Genomic DNA, 17600 nt, shown 5'->3' with positions numbered 1-17600 from the left:
TGAAATTTCTGAAATGTACAAAAGTGATAATAAATTGTTATCTAATTGATTGATATTTAAGTGCTAAAAAAGTTAGAAATTTTTCTATTTTTTCTTCTGATTTCGGTTGGTTGTTTAGGTTATAATCACCTTTTATGTATAAATAACCAGTAGCTTAGCCATGATGGATCCCTCCTTACTTCTTGACGGTTTGAACGATAAACAGCGTGAAGCCGTAGCAGCACCACTCGAAAACTTACTTGTACTTGCTGGTGCAGGTAGTGGTAAAACTCGAGTGTTGGTTCATCGTATTGCGTGGCTAATGTCGGTAGAACAAGCATCACCGTTCTCTATTATGTCGGTGACGTTTACTAACAAAGCGGCGGCGGAGATGCGTGGTCGTATTGAAGAGCTCATGATGGGCAGTGCATCAGGCATGTGGAATGGTACTTTCCACGGCATTTGCCACCGTATTCTACGCGCACATTACCTTGATGCTAAGCTACCAGAAGATTTTCAAATCATTGATTCAGATGATCAACAACGCCTGTTGAAGCGTCTGATCAAAGCACAAAACTTAGATGAAAAGCAGTGGCCTGCTCGTCAGGTTTGCTGGTGGATTAATGGTAAGAAAGACGAAGGGTTACGTCCAAATCACATTGATGCTTACCATGATCCAGTGACTAAAACTTACTTGCAGCTGTATAGCGCCTATCAAGAAGCATGTGACCGTGCTGGCTTGGTCGACTTTGCGGAAATCTTACTGCGAGCGCATGAGTTACTGCGTGATAAGTCTGCTATTAGAGAGCACTACCAAGCGCGCTTTAAGCACATTTTGGTCGACGAGTTTCAAGATACCAACAACATCCAATATGCATGGCTGCGTATGATGGCTGGTCCGCAATCCAATGTGATGATCGTGGGTGATGATGACCAATCTATCTATGGTTGGCGCGGCGCTAAAATCGAGAACATTGAGAAATTTACTCAAGAGTTTCCGAGCGTAAACACGATTCGTTTGGAGCAAAACTACCGCTCAACCAAAACCATTCTTGAAGCATCCAACACTTTGATCGCTAATAACACTGAGCGTATGGGTAAAGAGCTTTGGACGGATGGCGCAGAAGGTGAGCCGATTTCAATTTACTCCGCTTATAACGAGTTAGATGAAGCGCGCTTTGCGGTTGGTAAAATTAAAGAGTGGCAAGAAAAAGGCGGCGCATTGAATGACGCGGCCATGCTTTATCGTAATAACGCCCAATCCCGTGTATTGGAAGAAGCGTTATTGCAAGCGGGTTTACCCTACCGAATTTACGGCGGTATGCGATTCTTCGAACGCCAAGAAATCCGTGATGCGCTTGGTTACCTGCGTTTGATGAACAACCGAGATAACGATGCTGCATTTGAACGAGTGGTGAATACCCCTACGCGTGGCCTTGGTGACAAAACATTAGAAACGGTACGTTTTGCTGCTCGTGATCGTGGCTGCACCCTATGGGAAGCCAGCGTGTCATTGATTGATGAAAAAGTACTGACTGGCCGAGCGGCTGGGGCATTAAGTCGTTTTATCGAACTGATTAATGCGTTGGAAGACGACACCTGTGAAATGTCTTTGCATGAGCAAACTGACCATACGATTAAGTATTCCGGTTTGTTTGCTATGTATGAACAAGAGAAAGGCGAAAAGTCTAAGGCTCGTATTGAGAACTTGGAAGAACTGGTTACCGCTACGCGCCAATTTGAAAAGCCAGAAGAAGCTGAAGAGCTGACTGAGCTGACTGCATTCTTAACCCACGCGGCATTAGAAGCGGGTGAAGGCCAAGCGGATGAGTTTGAAGATGCGGTGCAACTTATGACGCTGCATAGTGCGAAAGGTTTGGAGTTCCCACTGGTATTCATGGTAGGCGTTGAAGAGGGCATGTTCCCAAGCCAGATGTCTGCGGAAGAAGCTGGGCGCTTAGAAGAAGAACGTCGCCTTTGCTACGTGGGCATGACCCGCGCAATGGAAAAGCTTTATATCACGTATGCGGAAATGCGCCGTTTGTATGGCCAAGATAAGTACCACAAGCCATCGCGCTTTATTCGTGAATTGCCAGAAGGCTGCTTGGATGAAGTGCGCATGAAAGCACAAGTGAGCCGCCCAGCAAGCAGTGGTCGCTTTAGCCAAACGGTTGTGAAAGAGAGCTTCAATGAGACAGGCTTTAGTTTAGGCGCGCGCGTGATGCACCCTAAATTTGGTGAAGGCACCATCATTAACTTTGAAGGCAGCGGTCCGCAAAGCCGTGTTCAAGTTGCATTTAATGGTGAAGGCATCAAGTGGCTTGTCACAGCTTACGCTAAGTTAGAGAAGATTTAATGACACTTTTTCGTGCGGTGCTCACGCTCTGAATAAAATGCACTTGTGTGCATAGTGTTTGGTTACCAAGATTGGGGATGTGAATTGTTTGAACAAGGAGCATCCCCAATGCCATTTAAGCAGTTAGATCAATACCAACAATCCCTCACCGCTGAGCTTGAAGAGATTGCTCAGCAGTACCATCTTCACTCTTTATTGATTATGCAGTCGACGCCAGACAGCATGATTGTATTCGCTGCTAACCAACAACCGATTTACTCTGCGGGCGACTCTGGTCCTAAAAGTGTTCAGCAAGGTTGTCATGAATTGTATTGTGAGCGGGTGGTAAATACCGAGAGGCCTTTATTAGTTGAAGACGCAGCTATTGATGAAGAGTGGCGCGGTAATGAAGACTTAGTGAAATTTGGTTTGGGCGTTTATTACGGATTGCCGATCATTCACCGTGGTAAACCGATAGGCACAGTATGTGCGCTTAATGATAAGCCATTTGATTTTGCCCATGGCAAACCAAGTGCTATTGAAAGAATCGATGAGCTTAGACAGACCATTGAACAGTATCTGTAAGCCAATAAAGAAAAACCCCGAGGGCTTGCGCCCATCGGGGTTATAGTCTTACTCGCAGCAATCCGGCTACTAAAAGTGCTCCATGCATCAAATCCATGATAGTGTGCTGTAGTCCTTCAGCGTATTCCTTTCGTCGCCGTCCTAGCGGTGTCCTTGACCTTATCCTGGTCTGCTAACAGTCCTCGTTAGCTCTCATCACTTGTTCCCTGAGCGGTGTCCATTGCATCTTCCTGATGCTAAGTCCTTGCCTCGTCCAGAGGTGTCCATTTCCCATCCTTAGTAGCAACCATCCTAGTCACTATTGCGTCCGTTCAATGTCCAATTTGCTATCCGTGCCGATCATTCATCCTGAATAACCGTATCTTCATCCTGAAGATTACCTAATCCGTGGTAATTTCCTGTTCCGTGTCAGTATCCTTCCGACAAGGTTTATATTACGGTTTTCTCGTCGCAGAACAATTAAGGTAAACGATTTCTTTAGGTTAAAAAAGTGACTAAAAATTCACCTCGTCATTAAAAATCAATAGTTTACATCAAATTATTTGCTTTAATCTGATCAAGAATACGATATATCCTTACTCTCTTGTAAGAGATCTCTCACAAGAGGTTGGGGCGATCAGCGATCTATGCAGCAAATAGCATTAAATAAATTGCGGATATAGATTGCCAGAGGATGATGCTACCGATAGAGATAAACATCAGTCCACATAGCCCATCTATATAAACGGAGGCTTGTTGCAGCTTTCTTTGTAAGCGTTGGCTAGACAATAACCATGCTAAAAGAGCAAACCAAACAAAAGAAAGAAACCACAAAATAAACAGCGCTGCCCCTTTGCCTGCAAGAGACATCGTAGAAGGTACTAGGCTCGACATTAGGCTGACGAAAAACACCAATGCCTTTGGGTTGAGAATGTTGGTGGCAAACCCGCGTGAGAAAGCTTGTCTCTTATTCGCCAGTAATAAGTTGGCTTTCTTCCCTGCTGTCGATCCGCCTTTTCGGCTGCGCCAAACGCTAATTAAAGCTATGGACCCGAGATAGAACAGGTAGCTACCCCCCAGTAATTGCAAAGCTAAATAAAGCTCAGGCTGTTGATGCACTAGATAGCTAACACCGGTAAGACTGAGTATTGAGTGCAGCAGAATTCCGCAAGATAAACCAAGCGCAATATACAGCCCAGTTTGTCTGCCGTAGCGAGTAGCGTTTTGTACCACTAAAGCAAAATCGGGCCCCGGGCTCATGAGAGCGACCCAGTGTACGGTCGCTAAAGTGAGTAATATGGTTAGTTCATTCATGGTTTATGACTGTGTTTTTAACTTTTTATTTTTGCGATTATTGTTGAGGCCATCGACGCTGAAAATCACCAAAGCGCCCCAGATAAAGGCGAAAGTGATCGCTTTATCGGTCGTAAACGCTTCACCGTAAACCAGCACCGCAAGCAAAAACATCAAGCTTGGACCTATGTATTGGAAGAAGCCTAAAGTAGAAAGTTTCAAACGGGTAGCAGCGGCAGTAAAGCAAAGCAGTGGCAAAGTGGTAATCACACCAGCGGCAATCAACAACAGATTTAAAGTCATTGGATTTTGGCTCAAGTCCGCGGTTGGCGAATCAGCAATCCAAAGTAAGTAAATGGCAGCGGCCGGTAACAAGGTGAGTGTTTCTACAAACAAGCCGGTTTGTGCATCAACGCTGACTTTCTTTCGCATCAGACCGTAGATACCAAAGGTGGATGCGAGCGCGATAGCCACAATAGGGACAGAGCCAAACGCAATCAGCTGTACCAATACACCGCCGGCCGCTAAGGCCACAGCGAGCCACTGCATCTTTCTTAATCTTTCCCCTAAGAAAATCATCCCGAGTAAGACGTTAACTAAAGGGTTAATGTAGTAGCCTAAGCTGGCATCTAGCATATGATCAGAATTGACCGCCCAGATAAAGGTCAGCCAGTTTGCACCAACCAATACGGCGGTTGTCAGCAGAAAGGCTAACTTTCGCTTATCGAGCAGCACATCGCGCACGTTACGCCAATGACGACCAACGTGGATTAAAAGCGCTAACAGAAAGAATGACCAGACAACCCTGTGGCTTAGGATTTCTAGTGCTGAAACGGCACCAAGCGACTTAAAGTAAATTGGGGCAATGCCCCACATGGTGTATGCACCAATTGCAAACAGCACACCTTGGCGCGATCTTTGTTGCTCATCAGACATACAAGACCACTGTGTTTATAAATTTATTAGGATTGGTCAGTATACGAGCGGGCTGAGAATTCACCTAGTAATTTGCAGTTTTATTCACCACCATTCCCCTCTACAATGTGCCTCTCTATGGTTAACCACCGCAAGCATTGAGTAATTGAGCCTTACATGACATCGACACTTTTAGCCCAAGCCGAACCTCAGCCAACAAACACCCCACAAAGTGTTTTAGAGCAAGTTTTCGGCTACCAGACATTCCGTAGTGGGCAACAAGAAGTGATTGATGCAGCGATCCAAGGTCAAGATAGCTTAGTTATTATGCCGACAGGCGGTGGTAAGTCACTGTGTTACCAAATTCCTGCATTGGTTAGAGATGGCTTAACCTTGGTGATCTCACCGCTGATTTCTTTAATGAAAGACCAAGTCGATCAGCTTAAAGCGAATGGCGTGGCGGCGGAATGCATCAACTCAACCATGTCGCGTGAAGAGCTTATCTCGGTGTATAACCGTATGAACTCGGGAGCACTCAAGTTGGTGTACGTCTCGCCAGAGCGAGTGTTAATGCGAGACTTTATTGAGCGCCTACATAGCTTGCCATTGACTATGATTGCGGTGGATGAAGCGCACTGTATTTCTCAGTGGGGACATGATTTTCGCCCTGAATATGCTGCCTTGGGTCAGCTAAAGCAACAATTCTCTCATGTGCCTTTTATGGCGCTAACGGCAACCGCAGATGATGCAACACGTAAAGACATCACCAGTCGTTTGCAATTAGCAGAGCCGCATATCTATTTGGGCAGTTTTGACCGCCCGAATATTCGCTATACCTTGCTAGAAAAACATAAGCCTGTATCTCAAATCATCCGTTACCTTGATACGCAAAAAGGTAACTGCGGCATTATCTATTGTGGTAGCCGTAAGAAGGTTGAGATGCTGACTGAAAAGCTGTGTAACAACCACATTCGAGCGGCGGGTTATCATGCTGGTATGGACGCTGATGAACGTGCCTATGTACAAGACGCTTTTCAACGAGATGATCTACAAATTGTTGTAGCGACGGTGGCTTTTGGTATGGGAATTAACAAGCCTAATGTGCGTTTTGTGGTGCACTTTGATATTCCGCGCAACATCGAATCTTACTACCAAGAGACGGGCAGAGCAGGGCGAGATGGCTTACCAGCAGAAGCCGTAATGCTATATGACCCAGCCGATATTAGTTGGCTACGTCGTATGTTGGATGAAAAAGACGATGGCCCACAAAAGCAAGTGGAAAGCCATAAGCTCAATGCGATGAGTGCATTTGCTGAGGCGCAGACTTGTCGTCGCCAAGTATTGTTGAATTACTTTGGTGAATATCGTGAAGAGAAGTGTGGTAACTGCGATATTTGTTTGGATCCGCCTAAGCACTTTGATGCCACCGAAGAAGCGCAAAAAGCATTGTCCTGCGTGTATCGAGTCAACCAAGGTTTTGGTATTGGTTATGTAGTGGAAGTGATGCGTGGCATGCAAAATATTCGTGTTCGAGAGAATGGCCACGATAAATTATCAACCTACGGCATTGGCCGTGATCATAGCCATGATTACTGGGTAAGTATCTTCCGTCAGTTGATTCATAAAGGCATGTTGTTCCAAAACATTACGCGCAACTCAACCTTACAGCTTACTGAAGAAGCGAGACCATTACTGCGTGGCGAAATGTCACTAGAGTTGGCTGTACCGCGTTTGGATACCGCAGCTCGCGCCGCGAAATCAGATAAGCTATCAAGCAAAAACTACGATAAGAAGTTGTTTGCTAAGCTACGCAAACTGCGTAAATCCATTGCTGATGAAGATGGCTTACCGCCTTACGTGGTGTTTAGTGATGCCACCTTGATTGATATGGCCGAAATTTTGCCGACTTCTTATGGTGAAATGTTGGCTGTGAGTGGTGTTGGTCAACGTAAGTTAGAGAAATATGCCGATCCATTCTTAGACTTGATTCAAGAACACATTACCCATCACGGCTAGGCTGCACATTCAAAACAAAGGTGAAGTAAATGGAATTTGGTTTAATTGAGTATCAAGCAGCACATGGGCGATTGATCATTCGCACTCCACAATGTGACTTTGATGATTTTCCCCAATTGGGCCAACGTTTAGTACAAGCCTTGCCAGCTCAAGTGATTGAAAAACAGTGTGATGCTGATATTCATTCGTGGTTGATCGATTTTGAAGAATGTAAGTTGTTTCTTAAAGCGGAGCACTATAGCGAGAGTGTTTGGTTTGAAGCACTTGTCGGTACGGATAGCCATCAAGAGCTAGATTACCTTGCTAGCGTGTTTGAAAAAGGTTTCGACCTGCCATAAAACGCAGAGTTGAACACTTTTCAATTCCTCTTTCTAGAACCACTTGCGGCGGCAATTGGTTAATGTATAATCGCCCACCTCTTTTATAGAGCGTAAATTCTATTTTTTAACATTGTTGGTAAGAGTTCACTTAACTAGCTTAGCGCTATTGAGTTGATTCGATTTGGGTTCCCTCACCCCCAAACCAAACTAAAAAGGTATCGCATGAGTAACTTTACCCCTGCGCAGCAGCGCAACGCCCTTTTCTATTTGGTGCTTTTCCACCTTATTATCATTGCTTCAAGCAACTACTTGGTACAACTTCCCTTTACCATCATGGGTTTCCATACCACTTGGGGCGCATTTACCTTCCCATTTATCTTTCTAGCGACTGACTTAACCGTGCGAATTTTCGGTGCTCAGATGGCGCGTAAAATCATCTTTTTGGTGATGCTACCAGCACTGGCGGTTTCGTACTTATTGTCAGTAATTTTCTTTGAAGGCCAATATCAAGGCTTCGCACACTTAGGCGAGTTTAACTTGTTCGTTGCGCGTATTGCGATTGCAAGCTTCATGGCGTATCTGCTCGGTCAGATTCTTGATGTGCAAGTGTTTAACCGCCTGCGTCAAATGAAGCAGTGGTGGGTAGCCCCAACCTGTTCGACGCTATTTGGTAATGCATTAGATACACTGGCGTTCTTTGCTATCGCTTTCTACCAAAGCCCAGATCCGTTTATGGCAGAGCACTGGACTGAAATTGCGTTGGTTGATTACGGTTTCAAATTGGTGATCAGTTTGGGTCTGTTTGTCCCAATGTACGGTGTGCTTCTTAACTACATCATTAAGAAAATCACAGCGGTTAACCCAGATTTTAAAGCGGTTGGCGCAGCAAACTGATTGGCGCTTGGCCTAATCGTGAATAAAAGAAAGCCCGCTCAAATTTGAGCGGGCTTTTTGTTGTTTTGTTCTCAATGACGTATTGCAGCTTTAATTCGCTTCAATCGTTAATGGCCAACCAATATCACTTTGACGGTTCGCCTCAATTTCTAGCTCAGCAGCGGTCAGAGGGTTGTTCGCTAACCAATCAGCAGACATCGCTAATGTCAGTTTGTCACCGTTTGAGCTTAAACTTACCTTTGGCTCTAACTCAGGGGTACGGCGGTGGGTTAGTAGCACCGCTAAACGTAGCAGGCGAAGTACGCGCTTGGCACTTGTTCCAGATAAAGCGTGTTGCTCTGGTAACGAGCTAAGTTGCTCACGGTAGCGACGTGCAATCTCACCTAAGAAATGCTTTTGTGCTCGAGTGAATCCCGGCAAATCGAGATGCTGAAGCAGGTAAGCACTGTGTTCGCCCCCTTTTTTGAAGTCGATGGTTAGACCGATTTCGTGCAGTTTAGCGGCACTATCGAGCATGACTGCACCTTGCGCTTCTGCTATCCAGTCTTGTTCACACTGAGACAAAAGACGCTGGGCAAGGGCTGCGACTTGATTGGCGTAAGCGACATCAAGTTGGTAACGGTTTTGCACACTGGTGATCGTGCGAGCGCGAATGTCGCTTTGCTTTAAATCATCGACCATGTCGTACACCAAGCCTTCACGTAGCGCACCGCCAGCTAAGGTCATGGAGTCGATTTCTAACAACTCAAAAATTGCAATCAGAATGGATAGGCCGCTTGGGAACACTAATGCGCGCTCAAGGGTAAGGCCTTCAATTTCAAGCTCTTCAAGGTGATCAGCAAGCATGGCCTGTTTTTGCAGGCGCTTTAACTTAGCATGGGTAATGACTTCATCCATACCTTGCGCAAGCATGATTTCTTGCAGTGCTTGAACGGTGCCTGAGGCACCAACACACACATCCCAACCAATATCAGTGTATTGCTTGAGAATCGGTTGCAGTGTTTGCTTTGCCGCTTCAATCGCATTGTTGAAATTGGTGATGGTCAGCTGGCGATCTTTAAAGTGGCGCTCAAGCCAAGTTACACAGCCCATTTTCAGGCTTGTAAGAGCTTTAGACTCAAAACCTTCGCCAATAATTAGCTCAGTGCTCGCTCCACCAATATCCACCACCAGCCGACGGCCACTGCCACCTGAAGTGTGAGCTACACCTTTATAGATAGCGGCAGCTTCTTCTTCACCAGAAATGACTTCAATCTCATGGCCAAGAATTTGGTTCGCCTTGTTTAGGAAAACATCCACATTGATCGCAGTACGTAGGGTAGCAGTACCGACGATGCGAATGTTTTCCTTCGGGATATCTTGTAGTCGCTCTGCAAATAGACTCAAGCAGTCCCAGCCCCGTTGCATGGCTTCTTGGCTCAACGCGTTGTTTTCGTCTAAACCCGCCGCAAGTCGAACCTTGCGTTTGATTTTAGCCATGGTTTGAACGCTGCCATCAATGTGACGCACAACGAGCATGTGAAAACTGTTCGACCCGAGGTCGATAGCAGCGTAAAGCGGAGATGAAACGGCTTGACTCATAGACGACTTAAGAATCCTTTTGTTGACGTTGACGAGAACGGTTGTGTGGTCTGCGGTTGTTATTGCGAGAACCACCAGTATTCGTGCGGCGTTGCTGATTGTTGCGAGAACGCAGACGAACAGGTGCAGGCAGATCTTGGATTAGAGCGGAAGCATCGTAGTCTGATACTGGGATTGCATGCTCAATGTACTCTTCAATACCTGGCAAGTTAATCGCGTATTGCTCACAAGCAAAACTGATGGAGTGACCACTTGCGCCAGCACGGCCTGTACGACCAATACGGTGTACATAGTCTTCACAGTCGTCAGGTAAGTCGTAGTTAAATACGTGTGTTACTTGTGGGATGTGCAGGCCACGAGCCGCAACGTCCGTTGCCACAAGGATGTCTACTTCACCACGAGTGAATTGGTCTAGGATTCGCTCACGTTTCTTCTGAGGAACGTCACCAGTCAATAGACCTACGCGGTGTTTATCCGCTGCTAAATGACCCCAAATCGATTCACACATATGTTTAGTGTTAGCAAAAATGATGGCGCGATCTGGCCAATCTTCTTCGATAAGCGTTTGTAGTAACGCCATTTTGTCATCGTTAGAAGGGTAGAACAGTTCTTCCTGAATTCGGTGGCCTGTTTTTTGTTCTGGTTCAACAACCACTGGCTCTGGCTCGTTCATGTGCTCAAACGCAAGCTCTTGTACGCGGTACGAAAGCGTTGCAGAGAACAACATGTTCAAACGCTCGTTTGGCGCTGGCATGCGACGGAACAAGAAACGAATGTCTTTAATAAAGCCAAGATCAAACATACGGTCAGCTTCATCCAGAACCACAACTTGAATGTTGTTAAGATTGAATACCTTCTGTTTGTGGAAGTCGATAATACGGCCTGTAGTACCAATCAAGATATCTACGCCTTTTTCTAACTTCGCTAGCTGCTTATCGTAGCTTTCGCCACCGTAAGCTAAAGCCGCTTTCAGACCCGTGCTGGCAATTAAAGGCTCAGCATCATTATAAATCTGAATCGCTAACTCACGCGTAGGTGCCATAATAATAGCGCGCGGTTGAGTTGGCTGACGGCCTTCGTGTTCAGGTGTCGTCAATAAGTGGTTAAAAGTAGCAGTAAGGAACGCTAAAGTCTTACCAGTACCCGTTTGGGCCTGGCCTGCAATGTCTCGGCCGGTGAGCATAACCGGCAGCGCCTTGGCTTGGATCGGGGTACAATATTCGAACCCTTTTTGCTCCAAACCCTTTGTAACTTGGGGGTGTAACCCCAAATCGGCGAACTTTTGCTCTGTGATGTGCGTCTTTTTCATTGCTATAGAATATCAGCTTAGGCTTGCAATACGAAAGTAAATACATTCCAATAGAGCATCTTAATACTGGTTATCATCCAACCAGTTCTGAAAAACACAGTGGAGTGGAAGATGAGTGATAAGATTTTGCAGCTAACTGATGACGGTTTTGAAAACGATGTAATCAACGCTGCAGGCCCGGTTCTTGTTGATTTTTGGGCAGAGTGGTGTGGTCCTTGTAAGATGATTGCTCCTATTCTTGACGAAATCGCAGAAGAATACGAAGGCAAGCTCACTATCGGTAAACTGAATATCGACCAAAACGCAGGTACACCACCTAAGTTTGGCATCCGTGGTATTCCAACGCTGCTTCTATTTAAAGATGGTAGCGTAGCAGCAACTAAAGTTGGTGCGTTGTCTAAAACTCAACTAAAAGAGTTTTTGGACGCCAACCTGTAAAACTCGCTGTCAGATAAAGCCGTGCATTTTAACCAATGCACGGTTTTGTTTTTGAACGGCAACAAAAGATAGACTAGGCTACTATTTAGTGCTAATTTATCGCACGTTAATTAAACAGTATTCTCTTCTTGGTCGATCCTGTGACCAAATCCATCTTAACTAAAAAAACAGATCCTATTTTGACTAAACAAGTATCTACTACCATGAATCTTACAGAATTGAAGAACAGACCTGTGTCTGATCTTGTTAAACTTGGCGAAAGCTTGGGCCTTGAAAACCTAGCTCGTCTAAGAAAACAAGACATCATCTTCGCCATCCTTAAAGCTCACGCGAAAAGCGGTGAAGACATTTTTGGTGACGGTGTTCTAGAAATTCTTCAAGACGGCTTCGGTTTCTTACGTAGTGCAGACAGTTCTTACCTTGCTGGCCCTGACGATATTTATGTATCTCCAAGTCAAATCCGTCGTTTCAACCTACGCACGGGTGACTCAATTGCTGGTAAAATTCGCCCACCTAAAGACGGCGAACGTTACTTTGCTCTACTTAAAGTCAATACAGTTAATGATGACAAACCAGACAACGCGCGTAACAAGATCTTATTTGAGAACTTGACGCCACTACACGCAAATGAGCGTATGGTGATGGAGCGTGGTAACGGTTCGACTGAAGATATTACAGCGCGTGTACTAGACCTAGCTTCTCCAATTGGTAAGGGTCAACGTGGTCTGATTGTAGCTCCGCCAAAAGCGGGTAAAACAATGCTGCTACAGAACATCGCGCAAAGCATCGCTTACAACCACCCAGAATGTGAACTGATGGTACTTCTAATCGACGAACGTCCAGAAGAAGTAACTGAGATGCAACGCCTAGTTAAAGGTGAAGTAGTTGCATCAACATTTGATGAGCCAGCATCTCGCCACGTTCAAGTAGCAGAAATGGTAATCGAAAAAGCGAAGCGCCTAGTAGAACATAAGAAAGATGTAGTTATCCTGCTTGATTCGATCACTCGTCTAGCGCGTGCATACAACACCGTAGTGCCTTCATCAGGTAAAGTACTAACAGGTGGTGTAGACGCAAACGCACTACATCGTCCGAAGCGTTTCTTCGGTGCAGCTCGTAACGTAGAAGAGGGCGGTAGCCTAACTATCCTAGCAACAGCACTGGTTGATACTGGTTCTAAGATGGATGAAGTTATCTACGAAGAGTTTAAAGGTACAGGTAACATGGAAATCCACCTGAACCGTAAGATCGCTGAGAAACGTGTATTCCCAGCTATCGACTTCAACCGCTCTGGTACTCGTCGTGAAGAACTTCTTACTAAGAACGATGAGCTACAGAAGATGTGGATCCTACGTAAGATTGTTCACCCAATGGGCGAAATCGATGCGATGGAATTCCTAATCGATAAATTGGCAATGACCAAGACTAACGATGAATTCTTTGATGCAATGCGTCGTCAGTAATTGAATTAGCTTAAAAACGCCACCGATATCGGTGGCGTTTTTATTTGCATTCTCGAAGCTATCGCTTCACAATGGATGTAAATGTTACAAGGAGGTTAACATGCAACAAGGAATGTTGTCGTCGGTTCTCCTAACGGCGTTTTTAGTATTAGGAACCCCAAGTGTCTTTGCAACAGAGATGCAGCCCGAACGCGCTGAGCAATGGTTACAAAGTGAATCAATGCACAGCAAAGTGGCCGAGCTTCTTGAGTATGTCGTCGAAGACAATATCGACTCTCTTAATTTCTCTCTAGAGCGCCTAGCTTTGCCACAACAAGAAGTGGTGCGCTTTCTATTGCTGCAAAAGTTAGAACAGCAAAACGTTATCCTTACTCCTAAAATGGCGATGTTCGTTGAAGAGCAGCGTGCCAAAGTGCCTACCTATCAAGTACTCGAACGTGGTGATGGCTACGAATTCAGTGTGCCTGCGTTTGATTACCCGGCTATTGCAAGTCGATTGCTGAAACGCTGGAAGCAAGACCAAGCGACACTAGATTTTGTCATGCAAGCGGAAAGGAAAGAGTTATTACTGAAGAACTGGTTGAAAGGCTCAGACTATCAAGTTCAAGCACGAGAAAAACTGTTGATCAGAGAGCTAGATAGCTTATCTCCAGAAGCTTTGCAGTTTTTGACCGGTCAATTTACCAATCAAGGCGTGGTGAGTTGGCTACCCAGTAAGGCGGTTGTGGTTAGGCTTGCTCAAGTAAGTGAAGACCCAGAGATGTACCACCTACTATGGCGCATGAAAGCGGATCAACACAGTAAGCGTGAACTGAACCGCTTAGCCAGTGTCGGCGGGGAGTTCGCGGCACAGCAACTTATGGATGCTGTAGCCAATCCGAACTTAAAGCAGACAGCATTAAAAGAGCTGACTCGAATTAAGCCGATGAGCACCGAAGTACGAGAGTTTTTGGTTGCGAGAATGTCTAGTAGTGAGGAAGTTGACTTCATCGCTCGTCAATTGGCAGAACAAGGCTATTCCTCTTGGTTAAGAGAAATTGCTAATACCGAGAAAAGTGTTAAGCGTCAGGCAATTCTCTCTGTTTTAGGTAATTAATCGATTCAGACCTGCCTAAATATCCTCACACAAAACAGGGATCGGAGATCCCTGTTTGTTTGATATACTGCCCGTAGATTAATCAACGAATAGAGTGCTATGAGTTTTAAAGATCTGCGCGATTTTATCGGCCAGCTAGAACAGCAAGGCAAGTTAAAACGCATTACTCATCCCATTGACCCTCATTATGAAATGACAGAGATCAGTGACCGAACCCTACGTGCGGGCGGTCCTGCGTTGTTGTTTGAAAACCCGATTGGTTACGACTATCCAGTTCTAACTAACTTATTTGGTACGCCAGAGCGTGTTGCTATGGGTATGGGACGGCAGCAAGTAAAAGAACTGCGTGAGGTGGGTAAGTTACTGGCATATTTAAAAGAGCCAGAGCCGCCAAAAGGTTTTAAAGACGCACTTGATAAATTGCCGGTGTTTAAGCAAGTGCTTAACATGCCAGCGAAGCGCCTACGTAAAGCGCCATGTCAGGAAATTATCTGGCAGGGTGACCAAGTCGACTTGGATAAAATCCCGGTGATGAGTTGCTGGCAAGATGATATCGCACCGCTATTAACTTGGGGTCTAACGGTAACTAAAGGGCCGAACAAGAAGCGTCAGAACTTAGGTATATACCGTCAGCAAAAGATAGCGAAAAACAAAATCATTATGCGCTGGCTAGCTCATCGCGGTGGCGCACTCGACTTACGTGATTGGATGGAAACCCACCCAGGAAAACCATTCCCAGTCTCAGTCGCTTTTGGTGCAGACCCCGCGACCATTTTGGGTGCAGTCACGCCAGTCCCTGATACTTTATCTGAATACGCATTTGCAGGTTTACTGCGTGGTAGTAAAACTCAAGTCGTCAAATCGGTGAGTAACGACTTAGAAGTGCCAGCGAGCGCCGAGATTGTGATGGAAGGCTTTATCGACCCGAATGAATTCGCTGATGAAGGCCCATATGGGGATCATACTGGGTACTACAACGAAAAAGAAAAACATCACGTCTTTACGATTACTCATATTACGATGCGCAAAGACCCGATTTATCACAGCACTTATACCGGTCGTCCGCCAGATGAACCAGCGGTTTTAGGTGTTGCTCTGAATGAAGTATTTGTGCCTATCTTGCAGAAACAGTTCCCAGAGATAGAAGACTTCTACTTACCACCTGAAGGCTGTTCGTATCGAATGGCGGTCGTCACCATGAAGAAGCAATACCCGGGTCATGCTAAGCGTGTGATGATGGGGGTATGGTCTTTCTTGCGCCAGTTTATGTATACCAAATTTGTCGTGGTGTGTGATGAAACCGTCAACGCAAGGGATTGGGGAGAAGTGGTTGGCGCAATGACACGCCATATGGACCCAATTAAAGATACGTTGATGATCGAGAGCACGCCAATCGACTCTTTGGACTTTGCTTCTCCAGTGGCGGGGCTGGGTTCTAAGATGGGGCTTGATGCCACCAAAAAATGGGATGCAGAACTGCAACTAGCTGGAACTCAGCCTTCGAAATCACCATTGCTTAATCTTGATGAGTACGCGCAAGCCATCCAGCAACGCCACCCTGAGATTAAACAGCTGCATTTCCCTGCAGGTGCTGTTGCAGGGCAAATGGTGATCGTCAATATCGATAAGCAGGCGGCTGGTCAAGGTGAGCAAATCATGCACTCGATTTGGTCTTATTTATCAGAACAGTCGGATCTGAAATTCATCATAGTTTGCGACGGTGATGTCGATGTGACAGATTGGAATGATGTAATCTGGGCTATCACCACTCGTATGGATCCGAGTCGAGACACGATAATGCTCAACGCAACTCAAGAGCAAAGTAGCAGAATTGGTCTCGATGCGACGAATAAGTTGCCTCAAGAGGTGACACGTGAGTGGGGTACACCAATTAAGAAAGATCCAGAGCTAGTGACTAAAATTGACCAATTATGGTCAAAGCTTGGAATTGATTAATGCCCAAGGTAACGTTATTACCAAGCAATCTAGAGTTTGAAGTCCTATCGGGACAAACCGTGCTGCAAGCCGCGCTCAACAATAATATTGGCTTGCCGCATCGGTGTCAGGTAGGCGCATGTGCCATGTGCATGTGTAAGAAAGTATCGGGTGATGTCATTTATGACTTAGAGCCAATGCTTACAGAGAAAGAACAACAACAAGGCTGGATGTTTCCATGTCTAGCTTATATAGAAAGTAATTTAGTGCTTACCTTGGAAGAGTAAGCGAGAGGAACACTATGAGTATCCAATGTAAAGTAAAGTCTATTGAGCCTTTAGCTTGTAATACATTCCGTATCCTGCTTCACCCTGAGTCTCCAGTGGCATTCAAAGCCGGCCAATACCTAATGGTCGTCATGGGTGAAAAAGATAAGCGTCCATTTTCAATTGCAAGTAGCCCTTGCCGCCATGAAGGTGAGTTAGAACTTCATATCGGTGCCGCTGAGCATAATGCGTATGCACTAGAAGTTGTTGAAGCAATGAAAGCCGCATTGGAAAACGGTGGTGATATTACGATTGACGCACCCCACGGTGATGCTTGGGTACAAGAACAAAGCGAACGCCCTCTATTATTAATTGCAGGTGGTACAGGCTTTAGTTACGTACGCTCAATTCTAGATCATTGTGTTGCGCAGCAAAAAACTAATCCAATCTATCTATATTGGGGCGCTCGTGACAACTGCCAGCTTTACGCAAAAGATGAACTAGAGCAAATTGCAGCTAAGTATGACAATGTACAGTTTATTCCAGTAGTAGAAGAAGCACCGGAAAACTGGACGGGTAAAGTAGGTAACGTATTAGAAGCAGTATCAGGAGACTTTGATTCTCTAGATCAATACGACATCTACATCGCGGGCCGTTTTGAAATGGCGGGTGCTGCTCGCGAACAATTTACTCAAAATAAACAAGCAAGAAGTGACAGAATGTTCGCTGATGCCTATGCTTTTATCTAGCAATAGCGAAGTTCAATGGTAAAGAAGAGGGCAAAATGCCCTCTTTTTCGCCTCTTTGATGGTAATTTCAACGAAAGGGCAGTTTTTTCAATTTTTTTTGCAAAAAGGCTTGCCAATGAAATCCAACTCCCTATAATGCGCTTCCACTGACACGGCAGACGCCACAAGGCTTCAGCGATGAGTCAGTAAGACGTAAGCAACAATTTGGCATTGAGTTTCGAATTAAAAAGAAATTCAAAAAAACTTCAAAAAAGTGTTTGACACTGAAGTCTGAATCGCTAAAATGCACGTCCGCTTTGAGAGAAAGCTTCTCGAAAAGCAAAGCTCTTTAAAAATATAAACCTATCAATCTGTGTGGGCACTCGTTGATGATAATCCAATTAGATATTCTTTCTTTATAGAGAGCGGTATCAAATTAGGTTTCAATGAAACGAAGTGACCATTGAG

Annotated in this window: 15 protein-coding genes and 1 pseudogene; 12 read left to right on the top strand and 4 right to left on the bottom strand. The window is 45.3% G+C overall.

Annotated features, from left to right (window positions below):
- The first annotated feature begins 160 nt into the window (after positions 1–160).
- Together uvrD and OH461_RS16700 are read left to right on the top strand one after the other, a co-directional pair.
- Positions 161–2335, top strand: coding sequence for a DNA helicase II (gene uvrD / locus OH461_RS16705; RefSeq protein WP_270021697.1), 2175 nt, complete (start codon positions 161–163; stop codon positions 2333–2335).
- A gap of 108 nt (positions 2336–2443) precedes the next feature.
- Entirely contained in the window at positions 2444–2899 is a 456-nt protein-coding gene (locus tag OH461_RS16700; RefSeq protein WP_270021696.1) for a GAF domain-containing protein, read from the top strand.
- 624 nt (positions 2900–3523) lie between these two features.
- Here the strand turns inward: OH461_RS16700 and OH461_RS16695 are convergent.
- Both OH461_RS16695 and rarD read right to left on the bottom strand, forming a co-directional pair.
- Positions 3524–4192, bottom strand: a complete 669-nt coding sequence (locus tag OH461_RS16695; protein ID WP_270021695.1) for a LysE family translocator — start codon at positions 4190–4192, stop codon at positions 3524–3526.
- Positions 4193–4195: 3 nt separating this feature from the next.
- On the bottom strand, positions 4196–5107 hold the full coding sequence (gene rarD / locus OH461_RS16690; RefSeq protein ID WP_270021694.1) for an EamA family transporter RarD: 912 nt from the start codon (positions 5105–5107) through the stop codon (positions 4196–4198).
- A gap of 156 nt (positions 5108–5263) precedes the next feature.
- Here rarD and recQ point away from each other — a divergent pair, with 156 nt between their 5' ends.
- The 3 genes from recQ (at position 5264) to OH461_RS16675 (ending at position 8316) form a co-directional block, all read left to right on the top strand.
- A complete protein-coding gene (gene recQ, locus OH461_RS16685) occupies positions 5264–7102 on the top strand; it encodes an ATP-dependent DNA helicase RecQ (RefSeq protein ID WP_270021693.1) in 1839 nt (612 codons plus the stop codon).
- A 29-nt stretch (positions 7103–7131) separates the two neighbouring features.
- A complete protein-coding gene (locus OH461_RS16680; RefSeq protein ID WP_270021692.1) occupies positions 7132–7440 on the top strand; it encodes a DUF3630 family protein in 309 nt (102 codons plus the stop codon).
- A 204-nt stretch (positions 7441–7644) separates the two neighbouring features.
- Positions 7645–8316: a 7-cyano-7-deazaguanine/7-aminomethyl-7-deazaguanine transporter gene (locus OH461_RS16675; protein WP_270021691.1), complete on the top strand. Its 672-nt coding sequence runs from the start codon at positions 7645–7647 to the stop codon at positions 8314–8316.
- A 90-nt stretch (positions 8317–8406) separates the two neighbouring features.
- Here the strand turns inward: OH461_RS16675 and gppA are convergent, their stop codons facing one another.
- On the bottom strand, positions 8407–9897 hold the full coding sequence (gppA, locus tag OH461_RS16670) for a guanosine-5'-triphosphate,3'-diphosphate diphosphatase (RefSeq protein WP_270021690.1): 1491 nt from the start codon (positions 9895–9897) through the stop codon (positions 8407–8409).
- 7 nt (positions 9898–9904) lie between these two features.
- Positions 9905–11206: an ATP-dependent RNA helicase RhlB gene (gene rhlB / locus OH461_RS16665; RefSeq protein ID WP_270021689.1), complete on the bottom strand. Its 1302-nt coding sequence runs from the start codon at positions 11204–11206 to the stop codon at positions 9905–9907.
- Positions 11207–11317: 111 nt separating this feature from the next.
- Here rhlB and trxA point away from each other — a divergent pair, with 111 nt between their 5' ends.
- From trxA to fre, 7 genes and pseudogenes are all read left to right on the top strand, one after another.
- Positions 11318–11644 carry a thioredoxin TrxA gene (gene trxA / locus OH461_RS16660; RefSeq protein ID WP_260261392.1) on the top strand — a complete coding sequence of 109 codons (327 nt, stop codon included), beginning with the start codon at positions 11318–11320 and terminating at the stop codon, positions 11642–11644.
- 203 nt (positions 11645–11847) lie between these two features.
- Positions 11848–13107, top strand: coding sequence for a transcription termination factor Rho (gene rho / locus OH461_RS16655; protein ID WP_005475035.1), 1260 nt, complete (start codon positions 11848–11850; stop codon positions 13105–13107).
- A gap of 100 nt (positions 13108–13207) precedes the next feature.
- Positions 13208–14203, top strand: a complete 996-nt coding sequence (locus OH461_RS16650) for a hypothetical protein (RefSeq protein ID WP_270021688.1) — start codon at positions 13208–13210, stop codon at positions 14201–14203.
- Positions 14204–14302: 99 nt separating this feature from the next.
- Positions 14303–15686, top strand: a pseudogene (gene ubiD / locus OH461_RS16645) (4-hydroxy-3-polyprenylbenzoate decarboxylase); the annotation flags it as partial.
- 29 nt (positions 15687–15715) lie between these two features.
- Positions 15716–16159, top strand: coding sequence for a hypothetical protein (locus tag OH461_RS20130; protein WP_443088473.1), 444 nt, complete (start codon positions 15716–15718; stop codon positions 16157–16159).
- Complete coding sequence (locus tag OH461_RS16640) at positions 16159–16425, top strand: 2Fe-2S iron-sulfur cluster-binding protein (RefSeq protein ID WP_270021686.1); 267 nt, start codon at positions 16159–16161, stop codon at positions 16423–16425. Before OH461_RS20130 ends, OH461_RS16640 begins: the two co-directional genes overlap by 1 nt.
- A gap of 14 nt (positions 16426–16439) precedes the next feature.
- Positions 16440–17153: an NAD(P)H-flavin reductase gene (gene fre, locus OH461_RS16635; protein WP_270021685.1), complete on the top strand. Its 714-nt coding sequence runs from the start codon at positions 16440–16442 to the stop codon at positions 17151–17153.
- Positions 17154–17600: the final 447 nt, after the last annotated feature.

The sequence above is a fragment of the Vibrio sp. LaRot3 genome (genome assembly GCF_027587025.1).
In the GTDB taxonomy this organism is placed as follows: Bacteria; Pseudomonadota; Gammaproteobacteria; order Enterobacterales; family Vibrionaceae; genus Vibrio.
Note: the sequence above shows the minus strand (reverse complement) of the source record. Positions and strands in the feature narration are given on the sequence as shown.

Coding starts and splice junctions, on each gene's coding strand:
- uvrD (WP_270021697.1), top strand. CDS start 161: ATGATGGATCCCTCCTTACTTCTTGACGGTTTGAACGATAAACAGCGT.
- OH461_RS16700 (WP_270021696.1), top strand. CDS start 2,444: ATGCCATTTAAGCAGTTAGATCAATACCAACAATCCCTCACCGCTGAG.
- OH461_RS16695 (WP_270021695.1), bottom strand. CDS start 4,192: ATGAATGAACTAACCATATTACTCACTTTAGCGACCGTACACTGGGTC.
- rarD (WP_270021694.1), bottom strand. CDS start 5,107: ATGTCTGATGAGCAACAAAGATCGCGCCAAGGTGTGCTGTTTGCAATT.
- recQ (WP_270021693.1), top strand. CDS start 5,264: ATGACATCGACACTTTTAGCCCAAGCCGAACCTCAGCCAACAAACACC.
- OH461_RS16680 (WP_270021692.1), top strand. CDS start 7,132: ATGGAATTTGGTTTAATTGAGTATCAAGCAGCACATGGGCGATTGATC.
- OH461_RS16675 (WP_270021691.1), top strand. CDS start 7,645: ATGAGTAACTTTACCCCTGCGCAGCAGCGCAACGCCCTTTTCTATTTG.
- gppA (WP_270021690.1), bottom strand. CDS start 9,897: ATGAGTCAAGCCGTTTCATCTCCGCTTTACGCTGCTATCGACCTCGGG.
- rhlB (WP_270021689.1), bottom strand. CDS start 11,206: ATGAAAAAGACGCACATCACAGAGCAAAAGTTCGCCGATTTGGGGTTA.
- trxA (WP_260261392.1), top strand. CDS start 11,318: ATGAGTGATAAGATTTTGCAGCTAACTGATGACGGTTTTGAAAACGAT.
- rho (WP_005475035.1), top strand. CDS start 11,848: ATGAATCTTACAGAATTGAAGAACAGACCTGTGTCTGATCTTGTTAAA.
- OH461_RS16650 (WP_270021688.1), top strand. CDS start 13,208: ATGCAACAAGGAATGTTGTCGTCGGTTCTCCTAACGGCGTTTTTAGTA.
- OH461_RS16640 (WP_270021686.1), top strand. CDS start 16,159: ATGCCCAAGGTAACGTTATTACCAAGCAATCTAGAGTTTGAAGTCCTA.
- fre (WP_270021685.1), top strand. CDS start 16,440: ATGAGTATCCAATGTAAAGTAAAGTCTATTGAGCCTTTAGCTTGTAAT.